The sequence below is a fragment of the Ulvibacter sp. 2305UL32-6 genome (assembly GCF_058148545.1).
Window position 1 is genome coordinate 345,125 of the sequence record NZ_JBYVKA010000001.1, and the last position, 18,566, is coordinate 363,690.

The following is an 18,566-nucleotide window of genomic DNA, read 5'->3' on the forward strand; positions in this document are numbered from 1 at the left end:
TTTTTCCGGTATAGTTCAAATGGAATGTAAGCTAACTGTTTGCCTCTCTATGTCTTCATAGCGCATGGAGGTTGATTCTGCGTTTTTTTGAATTTGCGTCACACTTTTAGTCTTAACAAAACCTCGATCCATGATCAAATTAGTTTTTGAATCTCCTTCTCCGGCAGTTTTATGAAAATCTAAAATGTTTTCTTCGGAAGGTCGCATCTTTTTAAAAAGAAACTCCGAAAACCAAGATTCTCTTTTCTTTTTAATTTCTTCAGAATACAAAAGTGAAGATGACCAAATAGTAGGTGCTATGGGTTTTTCTTCTAAATGTGCCTTGGCTCCATCCCAAACCAGTTCGTATAATTTCAGATCTTTTTCCCAATCGACCAAAATGATGGTAAAAGGTTCGATATCATGTAAATCATAGGTGTTAATTGAATCCAAAGCATCTTCCGAAGTAAGAAGATCAGTTACAATAATACCACGACTCATACGGTACTTTTCTTTTCGTTCGTGTGTTGTAAAACCACCATTTAACAAGCATATAAGTCGGTTTTTCTCTGAAAGACCAATCCATGTCCCTCCCGCCACCGTATCTTTCGGAAACAGCAATTGGGTATCATTGATGGTATAAGTAGAGGGTGGTAAAGTTTCTCTATTTGGAGCTTCGTCTCGATTGGAGGTTAAAATAAAATCGTTAAATCCTCGCGGAATAAAAGTTACAGTACACATAGAATAAGTAAGTCTTTTTTTACTTCGGAAACTTACAAAAAACAATTGTATTTAGCTCAAATTGCTTAATTCGAGAGGTCGAATACACGCGTATAAAGACCATGTCTAACGACGTTTTTTTTGTACCTTTGCAATTGCTTAAACGCAGACTGTAAACGAATTAATAATCCCACTTCCAAAGAAACGGAAGTACAAAATAAATATTCATGGGAAAAGGATTTTTTGAAGTACCTATCGCCGTAAATGACCCTATTAAGAGTTATGCGCCAGGTTCTCCAGAACGAAAAGAAGTTAGCGAAACTTATAAAAAAATGTACAACAGCACCATAGATGTACCAATGTACATTAATGGGAAAGATGTGGAAACAGGAGACACCGATACGATGTCACCACCACATGATCATAAGCATATTTTAGGAACGTATCACAGGGCCGAAAAAAAGCATATCACCGAAGCTATTGAAACTGCACTTGAAGCTCGAAAAAAGTGGTCACAAATGCCATGGGAACAACGTGCTGGGATCTTTCTACGTGCAGCAGAGCTAATTGCCGGACCTTACCGTGCAAAGATCAACGCCGCAACCATGTTAGCTCAGTCAAAAACGATACATCAAGCCGAAATTGATGCGGCCTGTGAGTTTATTGACTTTTTGCGTTTTAATGTACAGTATATGACAGAGATCTACGCAGAGCAGCCCGAGTCAACCGCTGGTGCATGGAATCGCTTAGAATATCGCCCTTTAGAAGGTTTTATATACGCAGTAACCCCGTTTAACTTTACAGCAATTGCAGGTAATCTACCCGCTAGCGCTGCACTTATGGGTAATGTAGTGGTTTGGAAGCCGAGTGATAGCCAAGTGTATTCTGCAAAAGTATTACTCGATGTATTTAAGGAAGCTGGTGTTCCAGCAGGTGTTATTAATATGGTTATGGGAGATCCTGTTATGATCACAGATACCGTATTGGCAAGTCCAGATTTTAGTGGAATTCACTTTACGGGTTCAACCCATGTCTTTAAAAACATCTGGCAAAAAATTGGAACCAACATTCATAACTATAAAACCTACCCAAGAATTGTTGGAGAAACAGGTGGAAAAGATTTTATTGTTGCACACAAGACCGCAAACCCAGCCCAGGTAGCTACAGCTATTGCTCGTGGTGCTTTTGAGTTTCAAGGACAGAAGTGTAGTGCTGCAAGTCGCGTATATGTTTCTAAAAGCATTTGGAGTGATGTAAAAGAGAATTTACTGGCAGACCTTCGAACCTTTAAAATGGGATCGCCAGAAGATATGAGCAATTTTATCACAGCGGTTATTCATGAAGGTTCTTTTGATAAATTGGCTAAATATATAGATCAGGCTAAGAAAGACGATACAGCAGAGATCATTGCCGGAGGAAACTACGACAAGAGCAAAGGTTACTTTATTGAGCCAACTGTTATTCTAACCCATGATCCAAAGTATACTACCATGTGTGAAGAATTATTTGGACCTGTAGTAACTATCTACGTCTTTGATGATGAAAAATGGGAAGAGACTTTGCATTTGGTTGATGAAACGAGCCAATATGCCCTAACCGGAGCGGTTATTAGTGAAGATCGTTATGCGCTTGAAAAGGCCGTGAAAATCTTGGAAAATGCCGCTGGAAACTTCTATATCAATGACAAGCCTACTGGCGCTGTTGTTGGGCAGCAACCTTTTGGTGGTGCTCGTAATAGTGGAACAAATGATAAAGCAGGTAGCAAATTAAACTTGTATCGTTGGGTCTCTCCACGTATGATCAAGGAGACCTTTGTAACACCAACAGATTATCGTTATCCGTTTTTAGGATAGTAAGAAAATTGACAAATAAAAAACCCGAAGCAAGTTGCTTCGGGTTTTTTGTTTATATGAGTTTATATTTATTCGAAGATTTTGTTTTCTAATACACTAGCAAACTGTGCATTTACAGCAGCTCCATTACTATCTAATACAACTACTACTAGCTTTAAGTTTTGCGGATTCATTTCGGAAGAAATACTAGTTGTATAGGTGTATTTCATAGGATTGAGTGCCGCCAAAGTTGATATTTCATCACCAAGTGGATCTGTTAAAATCTCCCGAAGCACATCGCTATGTTCAAAGTCAACTATAGGGTCACCCAATTGATAAAAAGGGCTGTCGGGATTGGTATTATAATAATTTACTTGATCTAAAAGGATTCCATCCTCGGTCAAATACACCACTATCTTATAGCCGCTAAGCGTTACTTCAGAAAGTAAGGTCGTCTCTACACTTAAATCTGATCCAAGCAAATTCGAATTAATAGCAATTGTCATGGGGACTTCATTTCCCGCGTATTCAATAAAAGGTTCCGTGGCTGCCGAGCCATCTGCAAAATCCCAGAAATCGCCACGATCCATTACACCCGTTGGGTATCCAGGAACTTCATAATGATCCTTGAGAAACATACCCTCTGGAATAGTTAATGGGTCTATACCTGTATAAATACTATTTCCATGAATTGAAACAACGGCAACGTGCTGGGTAAGTCTTCTTAGATCTTTAACAGCGGTCGTTTTTCGTGGGCAAAATCCACACCAAACACCCGTAAACGCCTCAAGTAAAATTTTTCTACGTGGTATGATGATGGCTATTTCCTGAGGTGGAGTAGTTATCAAATTGCCATTAAGCGTATAGGTTGCGTAAAGCGTGTAACTACCTTCGGTGTCAGCAGAAAAGCTAGTTGTCTCAATGGGTTCGTCATTGATATAAAAGGTGGCCGCAGCAGATTGATCTATTTCATTCGCATCAATCAAACTAAAGTTTATTTCCTGATTCCGAAGACCTATATTTGAATCTACAATTAAGAAAGCTTCAGCTTCGAGTCCGTTGTCTACGATTTTATCATCGCTATTACAACTAGATAGAATTGACGCCACAAAAACAAAACACAATATATATAAGTTATTGATTCTCATTGTTTTTTGTTCTAATGTAACGATTTGTACAGTTAAAAACAAAAAAATCCCAAAGTATAAACTTTGGGATTTAAATATTAATATTTAAAAGTCATTATTCGTATCCTTTCTCTTCATTTACGCTAGCATACTGCGCATTTCTCGCTCCATTATCATCACTAACAACCATGGCAACTAAGTGTAGGTTTGCCGGATTATAATCATCAGGTAGTGTCGCTGAAAAGTTCTTGGTAAAAGTTCCAAAACTAGCGGTAGCATCGATCGCATCGCCAAATAGACCGCTTAAAGAAAGACGCAACACATCGTTGTGCTCAAAATTAGGGATTGGATCTCCTAATTGGTAATACGGACTAGTTGGGTCATCATTATAATAATTTACTTGGTCATAAATAAGACCACTTTCTGTTAAATAAAGGACAATTTTATCTCCTGGATTTGAACCATTTTCAAAAAGGACGTTTACCTCTACATTCAAATTAGTTCCTGAAAGTTGCGACTTAATAGCAACTGCAACATCACTATCCTCTCCCGCAATAGATGTCACATCGCTAAGTGGATATGGCTGATTCCAATTGGTAGTTCTGTTTATACGAGCTGCTGGTAACCCATTCACGCCAAAAGCGTCCTTAAGCATTTGTACTTCCGGGAAGTGATATGGATCTGGAAAACTAGCCGCGGTCTCGTGAATAGCAACTACAGCCAAATGCGGAGTTGCATCATGGGCCTCTTCTGCTGCCGCTGCTACTGCAGGACAATATCCACACCATGTTCCTGTATAATCTTCTAAAACTACTTTTCTTTTTGCTATAAAAACCTCAAAGTTTTTAGTTGCTGTAACCTGCGTGTCACCACCTAATAAATATTCTGCATAGACTTCATGTAAAGCAACTGTCCCTGAGCTAAACACATTTCCTGTTATTGCCGAACCATCAACATAAAAAGTTGCATCGCCCGTAGCGTCAGTTCCATCTGAATTAATTAAGGTAAATGTAATTGGCTGATTAGGGAATGCCTGTTTGCGATCCAACAATAGAGTCTTTTCGTCAGCGCTAACTACATCAAAGGTTAAGTTATTACTGTTAATCCCTGCATAAGCTGCATATACTTCAAAAGAACCTTCAGAATCAAAAGCATAAGAATTACCCGTGATCTCTGTGCCGTTTACAAAAAAGGTGGCTTGATTATTGTAATTTTCTTGATCATCACCAGTTGCCGTAAATGTTACAGTTTCATTGACAACCAAAATAGCATCTGCAGAATCACTTGTTAAAACTAAACTAGCAATATTAACAAGAGGGACATTTTCTTCTGTTTTGCTACACGCGAAGACGGTGAAGAGCATTAAAATTAATGAACTCTTTAAAATGATTGAAAATTTCATAGAAGGTGGATTTATTATTGAACGCAAAATTAAACGATTTCTATCATAGTATTTCTATAGGATAATAGAAATTTAAATATACCATTATTAATTTATTTTTTGAATAATATTACCTAATATTGCTTAACCCTTTAAACTTTTAAACATGAAAAAAATCTTATTTTTCCTTGCTTTAACGCTTACATTCACTGGCTTTTCTCAAAGTGAACTTCCTAATGTCGATCTTACAACTACCGACGGGCAAACAATAACTATTAAAGAAGCTGCCGATAAAGAAGGTGTTGTTATTGTTTCATTATGGGCAACTTGGTGTGTACCTTGTTTAAAAGAACTTGACGCAATCAGCGAAGTTTGGGATGAATGGCAAGAAGAAACAAACGTATCTCTTATCGCCGTTTCTGTAGATGATAGTCGTACGGTAAAAAGAGTTAAACCACTTATTAATGGTAAAGGTTGGGATTATGAGATCCTATTAGACACTAACAATGATCTAAAACGTGCCTTAGGTGCTGCAACTGTGCCACTAACCCTTTTGATCAAAGACAATAAAATTGTTTATAAGCATTCTGGTTATAGCAGTGGTGCTGAATACGAATTATATGAAAAGGTAAAGGAATACTCTAAATAAGTCTTTTACTACCCCCTAACACAACCAAAACGAATGAAAAAATTTATTCTAGCAGCCGCTATACTCTGTAGTGGTATCTCAATCGCACAAGAAAACGGAACATTTTTTGGAGGTTTTGAATCCAATTCACAATGGCTTTTAAACGACACAGGCATCAATTTTGACGCACCAAACGATCCCTTTAGCCCAGAAGATACCTTTAGAGCAAACAATTATTTTCAACTAAATTATAATTACAACAAGTTTACTGTTGGAGCACAATACGAATCGTATTTACCATCGGCTATTCTAGGTTTTGCACCAGATTTCTATGGCCAAAACGGTATTGCAACCTATTACTTAAACTATAAAGATGAAATACTGGATGTTACCGGTGGTTATTTTTACGAGCAATTTGGTAGCGGACTCATACTTCGTTCTTGGGAAGACAGACAATTAGGTATCAATAACGCGCTTCACGGGGTACGCGTTAAGTTTTCGCCTTTAGATTACTTAGATATTACAGCAGTTTACGGACAACAACGTGTGGGCTTTGAACTTTCAGACGGAACCATTCAAGGTGCCGATGTAAACGCAAATGTAAGCCAAGCCTTAAATATTGAAAACGTTGACATTAGAATGGGAGCGAGTTATGTTGCCCGATTCCAAAACACCGGCAGCAATGATACTATTCCTAGTACAGTGAACGCTTACGGAGGAAGACTAGATGTTGTAGCAGGTAATTTCTTTGGTGGTATCGAAGCCATTACCAAAGATCCTGATGTGGTCGCTAATGAAGGCCGTTTAGTTTCAAATAAGTTATACGACGGTACCGCCATGCTTGTCAATGCTGGCTATACTCAAAAGGGTCTAGGTGTGAACGCCACTTTTAGACGCTTAGAAAACTTTAGCTTTTACAGTGACCGACTTGCAGAAGGAAACCTATATAATCAGCAGGTCTTAAATTATGTGCCTGCACTAACAAAACAACAAGATTACTTACTAACCAACATCTATGTATACAACCCGCAACCTCGATTGGTTATTGAAACATTCGACAAACACGTAGGTGAAGTTGGTACACAAGTAGATATGTATTACAGTTTCCCTAAAGATTCTCCTTTGGGAAAATATGGAACAAAATTAGCTGCAAACTTCTCGTACTGGGCAGGCTTAGACGCAGAATACAACATCCCAAACCGCTGGTATGAAGCCAAATTTATTGGGTCTGGACCACGATTCTTTAGAGATTTTAGTTTTGAAGCCAAAAACACCTGGTCAAAGAAATTCAAGTCGGTTATTACCTTTCAAGACGTGATCATCGATAAAGGAGTATCATTGGGTGGTCCGCTAGGAACACAAGGCGATATTCATGCAACTATCGGAGTTCTTGAAGGAACTTACCGAATCAAAGGAGCGAAATCAGTTCGTGTGGTTGCACAACATTTATGGACAGAAAAAGACCGTAAAAACTGGGCTGCAGGAGTTGTTGAATATAATTTTAATTCAAAACTCGGACTTTATATTGCCGATTCCTGGAACTACGGTGGGGAAGGTGAAATTCACTATTACAATATTGGTGGTAGCTATTCTAAAGGTAATACGCGCTTTGGAATGAACTACGGACGTCAACGTGGCGGATTGATATGTGTAGGTGGTGTTTGCCGCTTTGTACCTGAAAACACAGGCTTAAGTGCCAATTTGGTGGTTTCCTTTTAAGAAACAACTCAACAATATAAAAAAAGCTCGCATTAGCGGGCTTTTTTTATACCCAAGAAATGAAACTGCTTTGCTATTTTTAGCATGGTTAAATTCGCTAGAATACATCTCATTATACAAGGTTCTTCGGGTTTCTTCGGAAATCACAAACTCGTAGGTAATGCATTAAAGAAACTTCGCGCTAGCGACCTTTGCTACCTAGGTCTCGCAAAAATTGCATTGACAAGCATTATAGTTATTTCGGAAGGTTTTGGCGGTAAGCTAACCACAAGAGTTCGCCTTCTCATAGGTAGATTGCTTTAAAGCGCTCCAAGCATTCAAATTTCCGAAGAGAACAATATAAAAAAAACCAGCTACTCGCACTAGCTTACGATGTAGCCATTAAAATGGTTCAAAAAAAAGACCGCCCAAAAAGGCGGCCTTTATAATTTATGAGTGAAATGAATTACTTCACGATCACTTTTGTTACTTGTGAAACACCTTTATTGTTAGTAAAGTGTAGCATATACATCTGAGCACTTAGGTCAGACATATTAATTGAGCGTTGTCCTGCTTCCAATTTAATGTTTTTAACCACACGACCGTTTAAGTCGTATACTGCCAAATTAAGATCTTCTTGAACATCAATAGCTAATTCTCCCGAAATAACGGTAGAAGCAACAGCGATGTTTAATTGATTATCGTTTACACCTAAAACTGGGTCATATCGATATGTAAAGGTCAAGCTGTTTCCTATATCGGTTCCGCCACCGTCTGTTTCGTAAAAACGAAAAACGTAGTCGATGATCTGTGTTCCATCACCAGCATCAGCATTGTAGAAGTGATTCCCTTGTCCTGTAGACATTCCTGGTTCGATTACGATAAAATCTGATCCAGGAGGATAAGACTCACCAATAGTTAAACCAGTATAACAAAGACCATAGCAAAGTTCAAACTGCGAGCCATCTGCATTTTGTGCACTTACAAATTCAATACGCGTATTGATTGCTGTTGCTCCTTGGTTTGTTACTTTAAACTTAATAAAGGCATCTGGAGCTACTACAGTTCCGAAAGAGATCACATCGCCATCCTCAATTGGGTTCCCATCAAGATCCTGAACAATATATTGAGCACTTAGGCTAAAACTAGCCATTACAAGCATTAAAAAAAGTAGTGTATGTTTCATAGTAATGAAATTTTTAAAATTAGGTAAGTTCAAAAATATAAAATCTAAATTAAAGAACATTAGGTTTTTACGAGAAATACAATATTCTTTTTCCGAGACATTAATTTGGCCCGTAAGCCATTTATCTATCGGATTTATAGGGTATTAAAAAAAGATAAAAATATTTTTTTTAGCAAAAAAATGGTTATATTTAACATTCATTTAATATCAACTAAAACTAAAAAAAATGTCTAAAAAATTACCTATTGGCTTATTACTCATGCTATTCGGGGTTGCTGCATTTGCACAAACCATCGTGAGTACTACGCCTGAAAACAAGAAAGTGGTTCTAGAAGAATTCACAGGAATAAAATGTGTTTTTTGTCCTGACGGTCATGCTATTGCACAGGCCATCAAGGATGCCAATCCTGGAAATGTGTTTTTAGTTAATATTCACGCTGGTGGATTTGCGAACCCAAGTCCGGGTCAGCCAGACTTTAGAACTGTTGAAGGAGAAGGTATTCGTGCTTTTTTTGGCGCTAACAGTTTTCCTTCTGGAATGATCAATCGTCACACATTTTCTGGAAGTTCTCCAGTTATTGGTCGTGGAGAGTGGACATCAAGAGCAAACCAAACACTTGCAGAATCTTCTTATGTAAATGTTGCTGTTGAAGCGACTATTGACGTTCAAACAAGTGAAATGATCGTACATGTTGAAGGTTACTATACTGCTAACGGTGCGGTTGCTACAAACAGATTGAATGTAGCTTTACTTCAAAATAACACCTTAGGACCACAAACTGGTGGAAATATGGGTAACGAGTATGTTCACCAACACAGATTGGTTGACATGATCACTGGCCAATGGGGTTTAACACTTCCTACAACAACGGCTAATACTTTTGTTGATGAGACATTTACTTTTACACTTCCTGCAGACTACAATGGCGTACCTATGGAAGTTGCAGATATGGAAGTAGTAGCTTTTATTTCTCAAGACGAAACAGAGATTGTTAGTGGTGCTGGTGCAATTCCTTCGTATACAGGTATCGATAACGCAAATGACGGTAGTTTAAAATCAATTACTGCAATTCGCACGCAGTGTGAGCAAAACACTGAAATTACTCCTGAAATCCAAATTCAAAACTTAGGTCAGGATCCTATCACATCTTTGGCTATTTCTTATGATGTAAATGGTGGAACACCAGCTGTATTCAATTGGACTGGTAACATCCCTTCTTTACAGTCAGAGACAGTTGACTTACCTGCTATTACTTACACCTCACAACCAACAAATACTCTTACGGTAACACTGCCAGGTGATGATGAAAACTCAAACAACTCAGGTACTACCTCATTTGATTCATCTCCAACTACAGATAATGACCTTATTCTTACTTTGAACACCGATGGTTTTGGTGGAGAAGTACGTTGGAATATTAGAAACAGCGCACAACTTTTAATTGAGACGGGCGGACCTTTCGGCAACAACATGACAATCATTGAGAACATTACGCTTCCAGACCCATTAGATTGTTACACTTTCACAATTGTTGATACTGCTGGTGACGGTGGTGGAGCAGTTCATTTGGAAGACATTAACGGTGTTGTGATCATGGATACTGATGGTAACTACGGTTCTGGTTTCCCAACAGACTTCGGTGCTGAAGGAGATCTTGGAATCAATGACAGTAACCTTGATACAGTAGGTATCTATCCAAATCCTGCTAGCAGTATTTTAAATATTGTAAATGCTGAAAATGCTTCTGTTGAAGTTTTCAATATTGTAGGACAATCTGTATTTGCTAAGAAAAACATCTCTGCAGATGAGCAGATCAATGTTGAAAACCTTAATACTGGTGCATACTTCGTAAAGATTACAGACGGAGCAGCTATTAAAGTAGAAAAGATCCTTATCAATAAATAAGATTAGATTCTAATAAATTAAAAACCTCCGAAGAAAACACTTCGGAGGTTTTTTTATGCAATTCAATTAAGACTTAAGTTTACTATTTCCCCTTGTATTTTAAAGGCAAATGAACCACCGTCTTAGTTTCATAAAAATCTTCTACAAAATAATCTTTTAACGGAAATAAGGTCGCTTTAGGAAAGGCTGATAATTCTTCTGTAAGATCTCCTCCTTTTAAATAAAGAATACCGTTTTTAAGTTCGTGCTCACTTTTCTTCGCAACTCTCCCTTGAACCCAACGTACAAATGTTTCCATTTGAGCTACAGCTCTACTTACAATAAATTCATATTGATCATCAACCGTTTCAACACGCCCATGTGTCACACGAACATTTTCCAAACCTAAACCTTCTGAAACCTCTTCTACTACTTTGATCTTTTTTCCAATACTATCAACCAAGTGAAAATTAACTTCAGGAAAAAGAATCGCCAAAGGAATTCCTGGAAAGCCACCACCGGTGCCCACATCTAAAATACGTGTTCCAGGATGAAATGTTAAAACTTTCGCTATTCCAAGAGAATGAAGTACATGACGTAAATACAATTCATCAATATCCTTCCTTGAGACCACGTTGATCTTTAAATTCCAGTCCTTATACAGCGCTGCCAACTTGGCAAACTGTTCTAACTGTCTCTCAGTAAGTTGCGGAAAATAAGTCTGAATAAGTTCCATAGGCTATAATTCGGTGCAAAAGTAGAACAACTTTTAGAAATTTATACTTTTGTAAGGCTTCATTTAGACGAAGATGCGTATTTTTACGTTTTCTAAAAAACTAGAATCCCCTTTAAATTTAATCCTGTGAGTACAAACCAAGTAACTTTCTCCCGCGTTGACTCCGCAAAGTTCTTTAGAACGCTCAATAAGCGTGTCAATGGCTATTTCAAAGAAAATAATATTTCCCGTAATGGCAACTGGAAACTACACCTTAAAACGGTGGTCATGTTCTCCATATATTTAACTCCATATTTTTTACTTCTTTCACTAGAATTACCTTGGTGGGCACAATTACTTTGTGCACTTGTAATGGGTGTTGGTATGGCTGGCGTAGGCATGAATGTCATGCACGATGCCAACCACGGCGCCTATTCTTCTAAGAAATGGATCAATAAGCTAATGGGAAGCAGCATGTATATTCTTGCTGGAAATGTATATAACTGGCAAGTACAACACAACGTTTTACATCATACTTATACCAATATTCACGGACACGACGAAGACCTCGAAGCAGGACGAGTGCTGCGTTTTTCGAAATATGCAAAATGGTTTAAGCTACATAAATTTCAACACTACTATGGCGTTTTTCTCTATGGGCTTCTTACATTTAATTGGGCAATTACAACCGATTTTCAACAAACCAGACGCTATTTAGGACGGAAGCTTTCCTTCGGAAAATTCCCTAAACCTTCCACCCAATGGAGCATCCTGATCATTACCAAGATCATCTATTTTGGTATTTGGATCGTTATTCCGTTGCTTTTCTTCGGAATTGCTTGGTGGAAAGTACTTATAGGCTTCTTTATCATGCATTACGTGGCAGGAATGATACTAAGTATCGTTTTCCAATTAGCACACGTTGTAGAAGAAGCAAACATTGTGCTTCCAGACGAAAGTGGAAACGTAAAGAACACTTGGGCCATTCACCAATTATTTACCACGGTAAACTTTTCAACAAAGAACCCTATTGTTAATTGGTTTACTGGCGGACTCAACCATCAGGTAGAGCACCACATCTTTCCAAATATTAGTCATATTCATTATACCAAGATCTCCAACATCGTTAAACAAACAGCAAAAGAGTTTAATCTTCCGTATAAAGAATACGAAACAACCCGTAAGGCGATCATCGCCCATTTTAAGTACTTAAAACAAATGGGGCTCAATCCAGCTCCGCATGCATAAACTATGAACTCAAAATTATCTGATCGCGTTAACCAAATGGCAACGTCAGCGACCCTAGCTATGGCAGCAAAGGCGCGTGAATTGAGAAGTGAAGGCAAAGATATCATTGGACTAAGCCTGGGAGAACCAGACTTTACAATTCCAGAATTTGTAAAAGATGCGGCAATAAAAGCCGTACAAGATAATTTTCATGCCTATACCCCGGTTGATGGTTATGTTGATTTGAAAAAAGCCATTATCACGAAGTTTAAACGCGATAACAATCTCACGTATTCGCCAGCACAGATCGTTGTTTCAACAGGAGCCAAACAATCATTGGCCAATCTTGCACAAGTATTGCTAAACGAAGGCGACGAAGTACTACTGCCTGCACCCTACTGGGTAAGCTATGCAGATATTAGCAAAGTGGCTGGTGGCATTCCTGTAGAGATCAAAACGTCTATCGATAATGATTTTAAAGTAACAGCTGCCGAACTTGAAGCAGCCATCACACCAAAATCAAAATTACTTATCTATAGCTCCCCTTGTAATCCAAGTGGTTCAGTATACAGCAAAGCCGAATTACGCGAACTTGCAGACGTTTTGGTAAAATATCCAAACATTATCGTAATTAGCGACGAGATCTACGAGCATATCAACTTTGTTGGAGAACATGTGTCTATGGCTCAGTTTGAAGACATGTACGACCGCACAGTGACCGTAAACGGTGTTTCTAAAGCATTCTCAATGACCGGATGGCGTATTGGATATATGGGCGGACCCGAATGGATCGCAAAAGCGTGCACCAAAATGCAAGGTCAAGTAACTAGTGGAGCCAATTGTATAGCGCAAATGGCAACCATCACAGCACTTGAAGCACCCCCGAGCAAGATTCAATATATGGTTGATGCCTTTAAGAAAAGACGCCAGTTGATCTTAGGCTTACTTGCTGAAATTCCAGGCTTTAAATGTAACGAGCCTGAAGGTGCTTTCTATGTTTTTCCAGATATTTCGTATTACTTCGGAAAGACACTTCGCGGAAAGACCATCCAGAATGCATCCGATCTTTCATTATACCTTCTTGAAGAAGCCAATGTAGCGACGGTAACCGGAGAAGCCTTTGGCGATGATAATTGCATACGTATTTCTTATGCCGCTTCCGAAGAAGACATTAAAGAAGCTATGAAACGTATTAAAGCAGCAGTTTCGTAAATCAAAATCTCATTAACACGAAAAAGTCCGTAGCATTACACTACGGACTTTTTACATTACTAACAAAATAAACTACTTAACAATGAGCTGGTTGGTAGCAACTCCTATTTCAGTGCGTACTTGCACCAAATAAGAGCCACTAGTGAGTTGTTGATTAATTTGAATATTGTTTTCTGAATAAGTTTCTTGATAAATCACCTGTCCTAATACAGAATAAATAGTAACCACGGCATCTTCAACAGCTTGGTTTAATTCAATTGTAATTCCAGAACCATCACTTGGGTTGGGGAATAACTGAAAATTTACTGCTAATTCGTTTTCATCCACACCTAATGGCGTGCAATAAGCTACAGGTGGCTCAAATCCGCTTGGGAACGTTGACTCAAACAAGGCAACCGAAACACTTCCTTCCCAAATATCCTTTTCAAGAAGAATATTACCAGGACCTATGAGTACAAAAGTTGGAAAAGCCCCTACACCAAAATCGGTTGTAACTGCTGCGCTATTTCCTTCATTACTTGCAGCTGGCGGATGCGCCCATGGACCTCCAAAGGCGTCTTTATACGCTTCAACTTCCTGATTGTTATCAGTACCGTCATTAATTGACAGCCCATAAACATCACCAGTATTACATCCATATTTGTCGTAAAACTCATTAAAAGCGGGCTGATTTATTTGGCAAGGACCACAAGTATCGAAAAAGAAATCTAAGTACACGTATTTACCTTGTGCGGTAATTGTATACAAATTGTGTTCAATTCCGTCTGTATCAGTAACCGTAAAGTCGTTTACAACATCACCTACGTTATAATTATTTGCCTGCGAAAACGCCGCAGTAGAAAACGCCACAAGAGCGACTAAAAGTAAAGTTTTTTTCATGGATTGGTTGTTTAAATGAATTAGTGTCCTCCTAATGTAAACACTAAACATCTGTAAAACAACTATTTATGATAATTTTTAAAAAAATACAGCTTAACCTATTGTAAATCAATAAACCCCATATAAACGCTAGACTTTAAGTTATTCGAATATATTTTGTAGGAAATTTACATTTCTCTAATTTCTTCGGAAATGTAACTGCAACGAAATAATATTACCAAAACTACATCATGGCTAGACCTTGCTTGTATTTTTATACTTCCGAAGAAAACAGCGCCAGACGAATGGTATTGATATCGGAACCAATACCTTAGTGACATCATATTTGTATACTTTCTAAATAAAATCATACATTTAGGGCTATGAAGCGTTTTCTACATAACTGTTTTTTGATAAGTATTGTGCTTTGTAGTGCTTGCGCAATGAGTCAACAGGGAGAACAAAAATTCTCCCTCTACTTCAACAACGACGTGTATGAACTAAACAGTATGCAATTAGCACGCATTGACAGTCTTAAACGTATAGAATATAAAGATTCACTGGATGTACACATTAAAGGCTATACCAATAGTGTTGGAACCGAAGCATATAATTTAGAACTTTCCCGCAAACGAGCAGAAAATGTAAAAGATCAACTACGAGATTTTACCATTATATCATCTAATGGTTACGGTGAATTAGGAAGCGAAGCAGCCAACAATCGCCGAGTCGATGTTTTGGTTCATTATAAAAAAGATCATATCCCAGAAACAGGCGAAATACGAGAGGAGCCCGTCAAGCTAGACAGCATTCCGCCACCTACTATCGCCAGTATGGTAATTCCTAAAAAAGGTGATAAGATCATTTTGGAAGGTATTCGTTTTTATGTAGATCGCGATGTGATCATGGATGAGAGTCGTGCTGCCTTAGACGAATTAGTTACTTTCCTGACGGAAAACCCTTCTGTGCGATTCAAACTTATTGGTCATATTTGTTGTGGTGATAAAGACAACCCCGCTGTGGATGTTTTGAATGTTCGCACGGGAAAAAGAAACCTCTCTGAAGCGCGTGCTCGTGCACTGCACAATTATTTAGCAAAAAAGGGAATCGACACCAAACGTATGCAATATATAGGTATGGCTTTTCGCTATCCGTTAGGTATGGGCGACTCCTTTGATCGTCGCGTTGAGATTGAAATTACTTCAGTAGATTAATAGCTATCTATTTCGCCAGAAGAAAGGTGTAAGTAAGATTAAAACAGTAAACAATTCTAGACGCCCAATAAGCATCAAGAAACAAGCCCACCACTTTGCAGGAGAAACAAGTCCACCATAATTATCAACAGGCCCTAGATCTCCTAATGCTGGTCCAACATTCCCTAAAGTAGAAGCAGCACCTCCTAAGGCAGTTCTAAAGTCGAGCCCTAGCCACGAAAAGACCAATACTCCAACAATAAAGGAAAGCATATATAAAATAAAGAAACCTAATATGTTAAATACAATGGGTTGTGGCACCGCCTTATTATTATATCGCATGGGTAATATGGCACGAGGATGCAAACTCCTTTTAAATTCTAGCATACCATTTTTTATCATGATCAAATGACGCACCACCTTGACCCCTCCAGAAGTTGAACCGGAAGAACCTCCAAGAAACATAAGTCCGAAGAAGAAAATAGTTAGAAAAGGTGTCCATGTAGTATAATCGGCCGTCACAAATCCTGTAGTGGTAACAATGGCTAAGATCTGAAAAAGACCATGCCTGAATCCACTTTCAAACCTACCCCAAACCATCGGGTGTTCTATAGTTGAAACGGACATATCGGCTTGAAAATAAATAAGTAGCGCAGCAATACCTGTTAGAACGATAATAAGAATGGCGTACCATTTAAATTCTTCATCTTTAAATATTCGGCTGAATTTTGTTTTAAAAGCAAAATAACTCAACACAAAGTTGGTTCCTGCCAAAAACATAAATACAATAATGATATACTGTATTACAGGGTTGTCATTCCAATAGGCAACACTACTGTTTTTTGTAGAAAACCCTCCAGTGCTCAACGTACTCAAAGAGTGATTGATCGCGTCAAAAAAGCTCATTCCCGCAATTTGAAGCAAGATCGTTTCAGCAACTGTATAGCCAACATAGATCAACCAAAGTCGTTTGGCGGTATCTGTAATTCTTGGATGAAGTTTATCTCCTCCAGGACCAGGCGCTTCCGCAGCAAAAAGTTGCATCCCTCCTATTCCGAGTAAAGGTAAAATGGCAATGGCTAAAACAATGATCCCCATCCCGCCTATCCAATGCGTAATACTTCGCCAAAAAAGCACTCCTTTAGGAATCACCTCTATGTCACTTAAAATAGTAGCTCCCGTAGTAGTGTAGCCGCTCATCGTTTCAAAGAAGGCATTGGTAAAATTAGGGATCGCGCCAGTCATAATATACGGTATTGAACCTGCCAACGACATAAAAACCCATCCTAGGGTTACAATAAGATATCCTTCTCGTTTTAAAATTTCTTTTCTATGCTTTAATGTCACTAGCATAACAAGCCCTCCAAAGGCTGTTACCATCAATCCCGACATCAACATTTCCGTAAAAACGCCATCGTTGTAAGCAAAACTTACAATACTTGACAGCAACATAAAAATACCATTTACCCCAAGGAGAAGTCCCATAAGGTGGCATATTAACTTTACGTTTAGTTTCGATGAAATGGAACCCATTATATAAAGAGCTTTTCAACCTTGGCAATAGATTGAGGCAAACAGCAAACTACAATTTTATCGCCATTTTCAATTCTGAAATTTCCAAGACCAATAATTCCTTCAGTGCCCCGAATAATTCCACCGATTATTGCTGAGCGTGGAATATCAATATCACGGATCAGCTTATTGCAAACACGTGAAGAAGACGAAACCTGGAATTCTAGCAGTTCGGCATTCATATTGTTTAGTTTGGTCATTGCAACAACCTCCCCTTTTCTAATGTAGCGGAAAATATTATTGGCAGCCAATAATTTCTTATTGATCAGCGTATCAATACCAATTGAATGTGACAACTGAAAATAATCCATATTTTCAACCAAAGCAATCGCTTTTTTCACTCCCTTAGACTTGGCTACCAAACAAGACATGATATTAGTTTCACTATTTCCGGTCACCGAAATAAAAGCATCCATATCTTCAATCGATTCTTCTTGAAGTAATTCAACATTTCTACCATCTCCATTGATCACCAAACAACTAGGAATATCATCGGCAATTTCAAACGCTTTTTCTTTGTTGCTCTCTATAAGTTTGACATTAAAACTGGCCTTACAAAGGTCTCTAGCCGTCTTATAACCAATTTTACTACCTCCCAAGATCATCACGTTCCTGATCTCCTGTTTTATCTTTCCTGTTAATTTATAGATTTCATCTACCCCAGATTTGGTTGTTGTAAAATAAACCTGGTCCCCTTCCTTAAAGGTAGTATCTCCCCGCGGAATAATTGTATACTGCGTTCCAAAACGCTGTATAGCAATAGGTACATAAGTTAAATCGGGAAATATCTGCGCCGCTTCTTTCACTGTTTTACCTACAAATGCAGCTGTTCGTGATAAACTCAAACCAATCATGGTAAGCGCTCCGTTTTCAAACTCATACGAGTCATTAAAGGCACTTTGCTGCAATAACAACTCAATTTCATTTGCTGCCAAAGATTCGGGAGAAATAAGCTCATCGATCCCAAATTTGGTAAAACCAACTTCTTCTTTATTGTCTATAAATTCTGTGTTGGAAATACGTGCTATCGTTCTTTTTGCGCCAAGCTGTTTGGCCAATACACATACTGTAATATTGGTTGTTTCGCTCGATGTTACGGCAATAACCAGATCTGTACCTTGAACTTTACTGTCTTTAAGTACCGAAATAGAAGTCGCATCGCCTCTTACAACACGAATATCCAAATGAGTATCTGCATACGCTAAGGATTCTCTACTTGTATCAATCAATGTGATATCTTGCGATTCGAAAGAGAGGAGCTTGGCCAAATGAAATCCTACTTCACCAGCTCCGGCAATAATAATTTTCATACTATATACTGCATAAGTGGCGCAAAGGTACAAAATTGATTTC

The 18,566-nt window shown here is 38.3% G+C and carries 16 protein-coding genes; 8 read left to right on the plus strand and 8 right to left on the minus strand.

All coding sequences use genetic code 11. The features are described 5' to 3' along the window. Positions 1 to 15 precede the first annotated feature (15 nt). A complete protein-coding gene (locus ACY2RU_RS01695) occupies positions 16 to 720 on the minus strand; it encodes an NRDE family protein (RefSeq protein ID WP_490136671.1) in 705 nt (234 codons plus the stop codon). Positions 721 to 926: 206 nt separating this feature from the next. Between ACY2RU_RS01695 and pruA the strand changes: the two genes are divergently transcribed. Then, positions 927 to 2,552, plus strand: coding sequence for an L-glutamate gamma-semialdehyde dehydrogenase (gene pruA, locus ACY2RU_RS01700; RefSeq protein WP_490136672.1), 1,626 nt, complete (start codon positions 927 to 929; stop codon positions 2,550 to 2,552). Between the two features lie 68 nt (positions 2,553 to 2,620). Here the strand turns inward: pruA and ACY2RU_RS01705 are convergent, their stop codons facing one another. Both ACY2RU_RS01705 and ACY2RU_RS01710 read right to left on the minus strand, forming a co-directional pair. After that, positions 2,621 to 3,679, minus strand: a complete 1,059-nt coding sequence (locus tag ACY2RU_RS01705) for an Omp28-related outer membrane protein (protein ID WP_490136673.1) — start codon at positions 3,677 to 3,679, stop codon at positions 2,621 to 2,623. Positions 3,680 to 3,773: 94 nt separating this feature from the next. After that, positions 3,774 to 5,060, minus strand: a complete 1,287-nt coding sequence (locus ACY2RU_RS01710; protein ID WP_490136674.1) for an Omp28-related outer membrane protein — start codon at positions 5,058 to 5,060, stop codon at positions 3,774 to 3,776. Between the two features lie 145 nt (positions 5,061 to 5,205). Between ACY2RU_RS01710 and ACY2RU_RS01715 the strand changes: the two genes are divergently transcribed. From ACY2RU_RS01715 to ACY2RU_RS01725, 3 genes are all read left to right on the plus strand, one after another. After that, positions 5,206 to 5,688 (plus strand): TlpA family protein disulfide reductase, encoded by a 483-nt coding sequence (locus tag ACY2RU_RS01715; RefSeq protein WP_490136675.1) that lies wholly within the window; start codon positions 5,206 to 5,208, stop codon positions 5,686 to 5,688. A 33-nt stretch (positions 5,689 to 5,721) separates the two neighbouring features. Continuing rightward, a complete protein-coding gene (locus ACY2RU_RS01720) occupies positions 5,722 to 7,386 on the plus strand; it encodes a DUF6029 family protein (RefSeq protein ID WP_490136676.1) in 1,665 nt (554 codons plus the stop codon). A gap of 84 nt (positions 7,387 to 7,470) precedes the next feature. After that, positions 7,471 to 7,689 carry a hypothetical protein gene (locus ACY2RU_RS01725; protein ID WP_490136677.1) on the plus strand — a complete coding sequence of 73 codons (219 nt, stop codon included), beginning with the start codon at positions 7,471 to 7,473 and terminating at the stop codon, positions 7,687 to 7,689. 142 nt (positions 7,690 to 7,831) lie between these two features. On the opposite strand, the gene ACY2RU_RS01730 is transcribed toward ACY2RU_RS01725, so the two are convergent. Next, positions 7,832 to 8,551, minus strand: a complete 720-nt coding sequence (locus tag ACY2RU_RS01730) for a T9SS type A sorting domain-containing protein (RefSeq protein WP_490136678.1) — start codon at positions 8,549 to 8,551, stop codon at positions 7,832 to 7,834. Positions 8,552 to 8,777: 226 nt separating this feature from the next. On the opposite strand from ACY2RU_RS01730, the gene ACY2RU_RS01735 reads away from it, so the two are divergent. Continuing rightward, positions 8,778 to 10,457 (plus strand): T9SS type A sorting domain-containing protein, encoded by a 1,680-nt coding sequence (locus ACY2RU_RS01735; RefSeq protein ID WP_490136679.1) that lies wholly within the window; start codon positions 8,778 to 8,780, stop codon positions 10,455 to 10,457. A gap of 82 nt (positions 10,458 to 10,539) precedes the next feature. Here the strand turns inward: ACY2RU_RS01735 and rsmG are convergent, their stop codons facing one another. Further along, positions 10,540 to 11,172 carry a 16S rRNA (guanine(527)-N(7))-methyltransferase RsmG gene (gene rsmG / locus ACY2RU_RS01740; RefSeq protein WP_490136680.1) on the minus strand — a complete coding sequence of 211 codons (633 nt, stop codon included), beginning with the start codon at positions 11,170 to 11,172 and terminating at the stop codon, positions 10,540 to 10,542. A 126-nt stretch (positions 11,173 to 11,298) separates the two neighbouring features. Between rsmG and ACY2RU_RS01745 the strand changes: the two genes are divergently transcribed. Together ACY2RU_RS01745 and ACY2RU_RS01750 are read left to right on the plus strand one after the other, a co-directional pair. Further along, positions 11,299 to 12,399, plus strand: a complete 1,101-nt coding sequence (locus ACY2RU_RS01745) for a fatty acid desaturase family protein (protein WP_490136681.1) — start codon at positions 11,299 to 11,301, stop codon at positions 12,397 to 12,399. Positions 12,400 to 12,402: 3 nt separating this feature from the next. After that, positions 12,403 to 13,590 (plus strand): pyridoxal phosphate-dependent aminotransferase, encoded by a 1,188-nt coding sequence (locus ACY2RU_RS01750; protein ID WP_490136682.1) that lies wholly within the window; start codon positions 12,403 to 12,405, stop codon positions 13,588 to 13,590. A 72-nt stretch (positions 13,591 to 13,662) separates the two neighbouring features. On the opposite strand, the gene ACY2RU_RS01755 is transcribed toward ACY2RU_RS01750, so the two are convergent. Beyond that, a complete protein-coding gene (locus tag ACY2RU_RS01755) occupies positions 13,663 to 14,469 on the minus strand; it encodes a T9SS type A sorting domain-containing protein (protein ID WP_490136683.1) in 807 nt (268 codons plus the stop codon). Between the two features lie 362 nt (positions 14,470 to 14,831). Between ACY2RU_RS01755 and ACY2RU_RS01760 the strand changes: the two genes are divergently transcribed. Beyond that, the gene (locus ACY2RU_RS01760) at positions 14,832 to 15,662 is read left to right on the plus strand and encodes an OmpA family protein (RefSeq protein ID WP_490136684.1); all 831 of its coding nucleotides are present in this window, start codon (positions 14,832 to 14,834) and stop codon (positions 15,660 to 15,662) included. A gap of 3 nt (positions 15,663 to 15,665) precedes the next feature. Here the strand turns inward: ACY2RU_RS01760 and ACY2RU_RS01765 are convergent, their stop codons facing one another. Further along, positions 15,666 to 17,126 carry a TrkH family potassium uptake protein gene (locus tag ACY2RU_RS01765; protein ID WP_490136685.1) on the minus strand — a complete coding sequence of 487 codons (1,461 nt, stop codon included), beginning with the start codon at positions 17,124 to 17,126 and terminating at the stop codon, positions 15,666 to 15,668. A gap of 47 nt (positions 17,127 to 17,173) precedes the next feature. Then, the gene (trkA, locus tag ACY2RU_RS01770; RefSeq protein WP_490136686.1) at positions 17,174 to 18,523 is read right to left on the minus strand and encodes a Trk system potassium transporter TrkA; all 1,350 of its coding nucleotides are present in this window, start codon (positions 18,521 to 18,523) and stop codon (positions 17,174 to 17,176) included. Positions 18,524 to 18,566 lie beyond the last annotated feature (43 nt).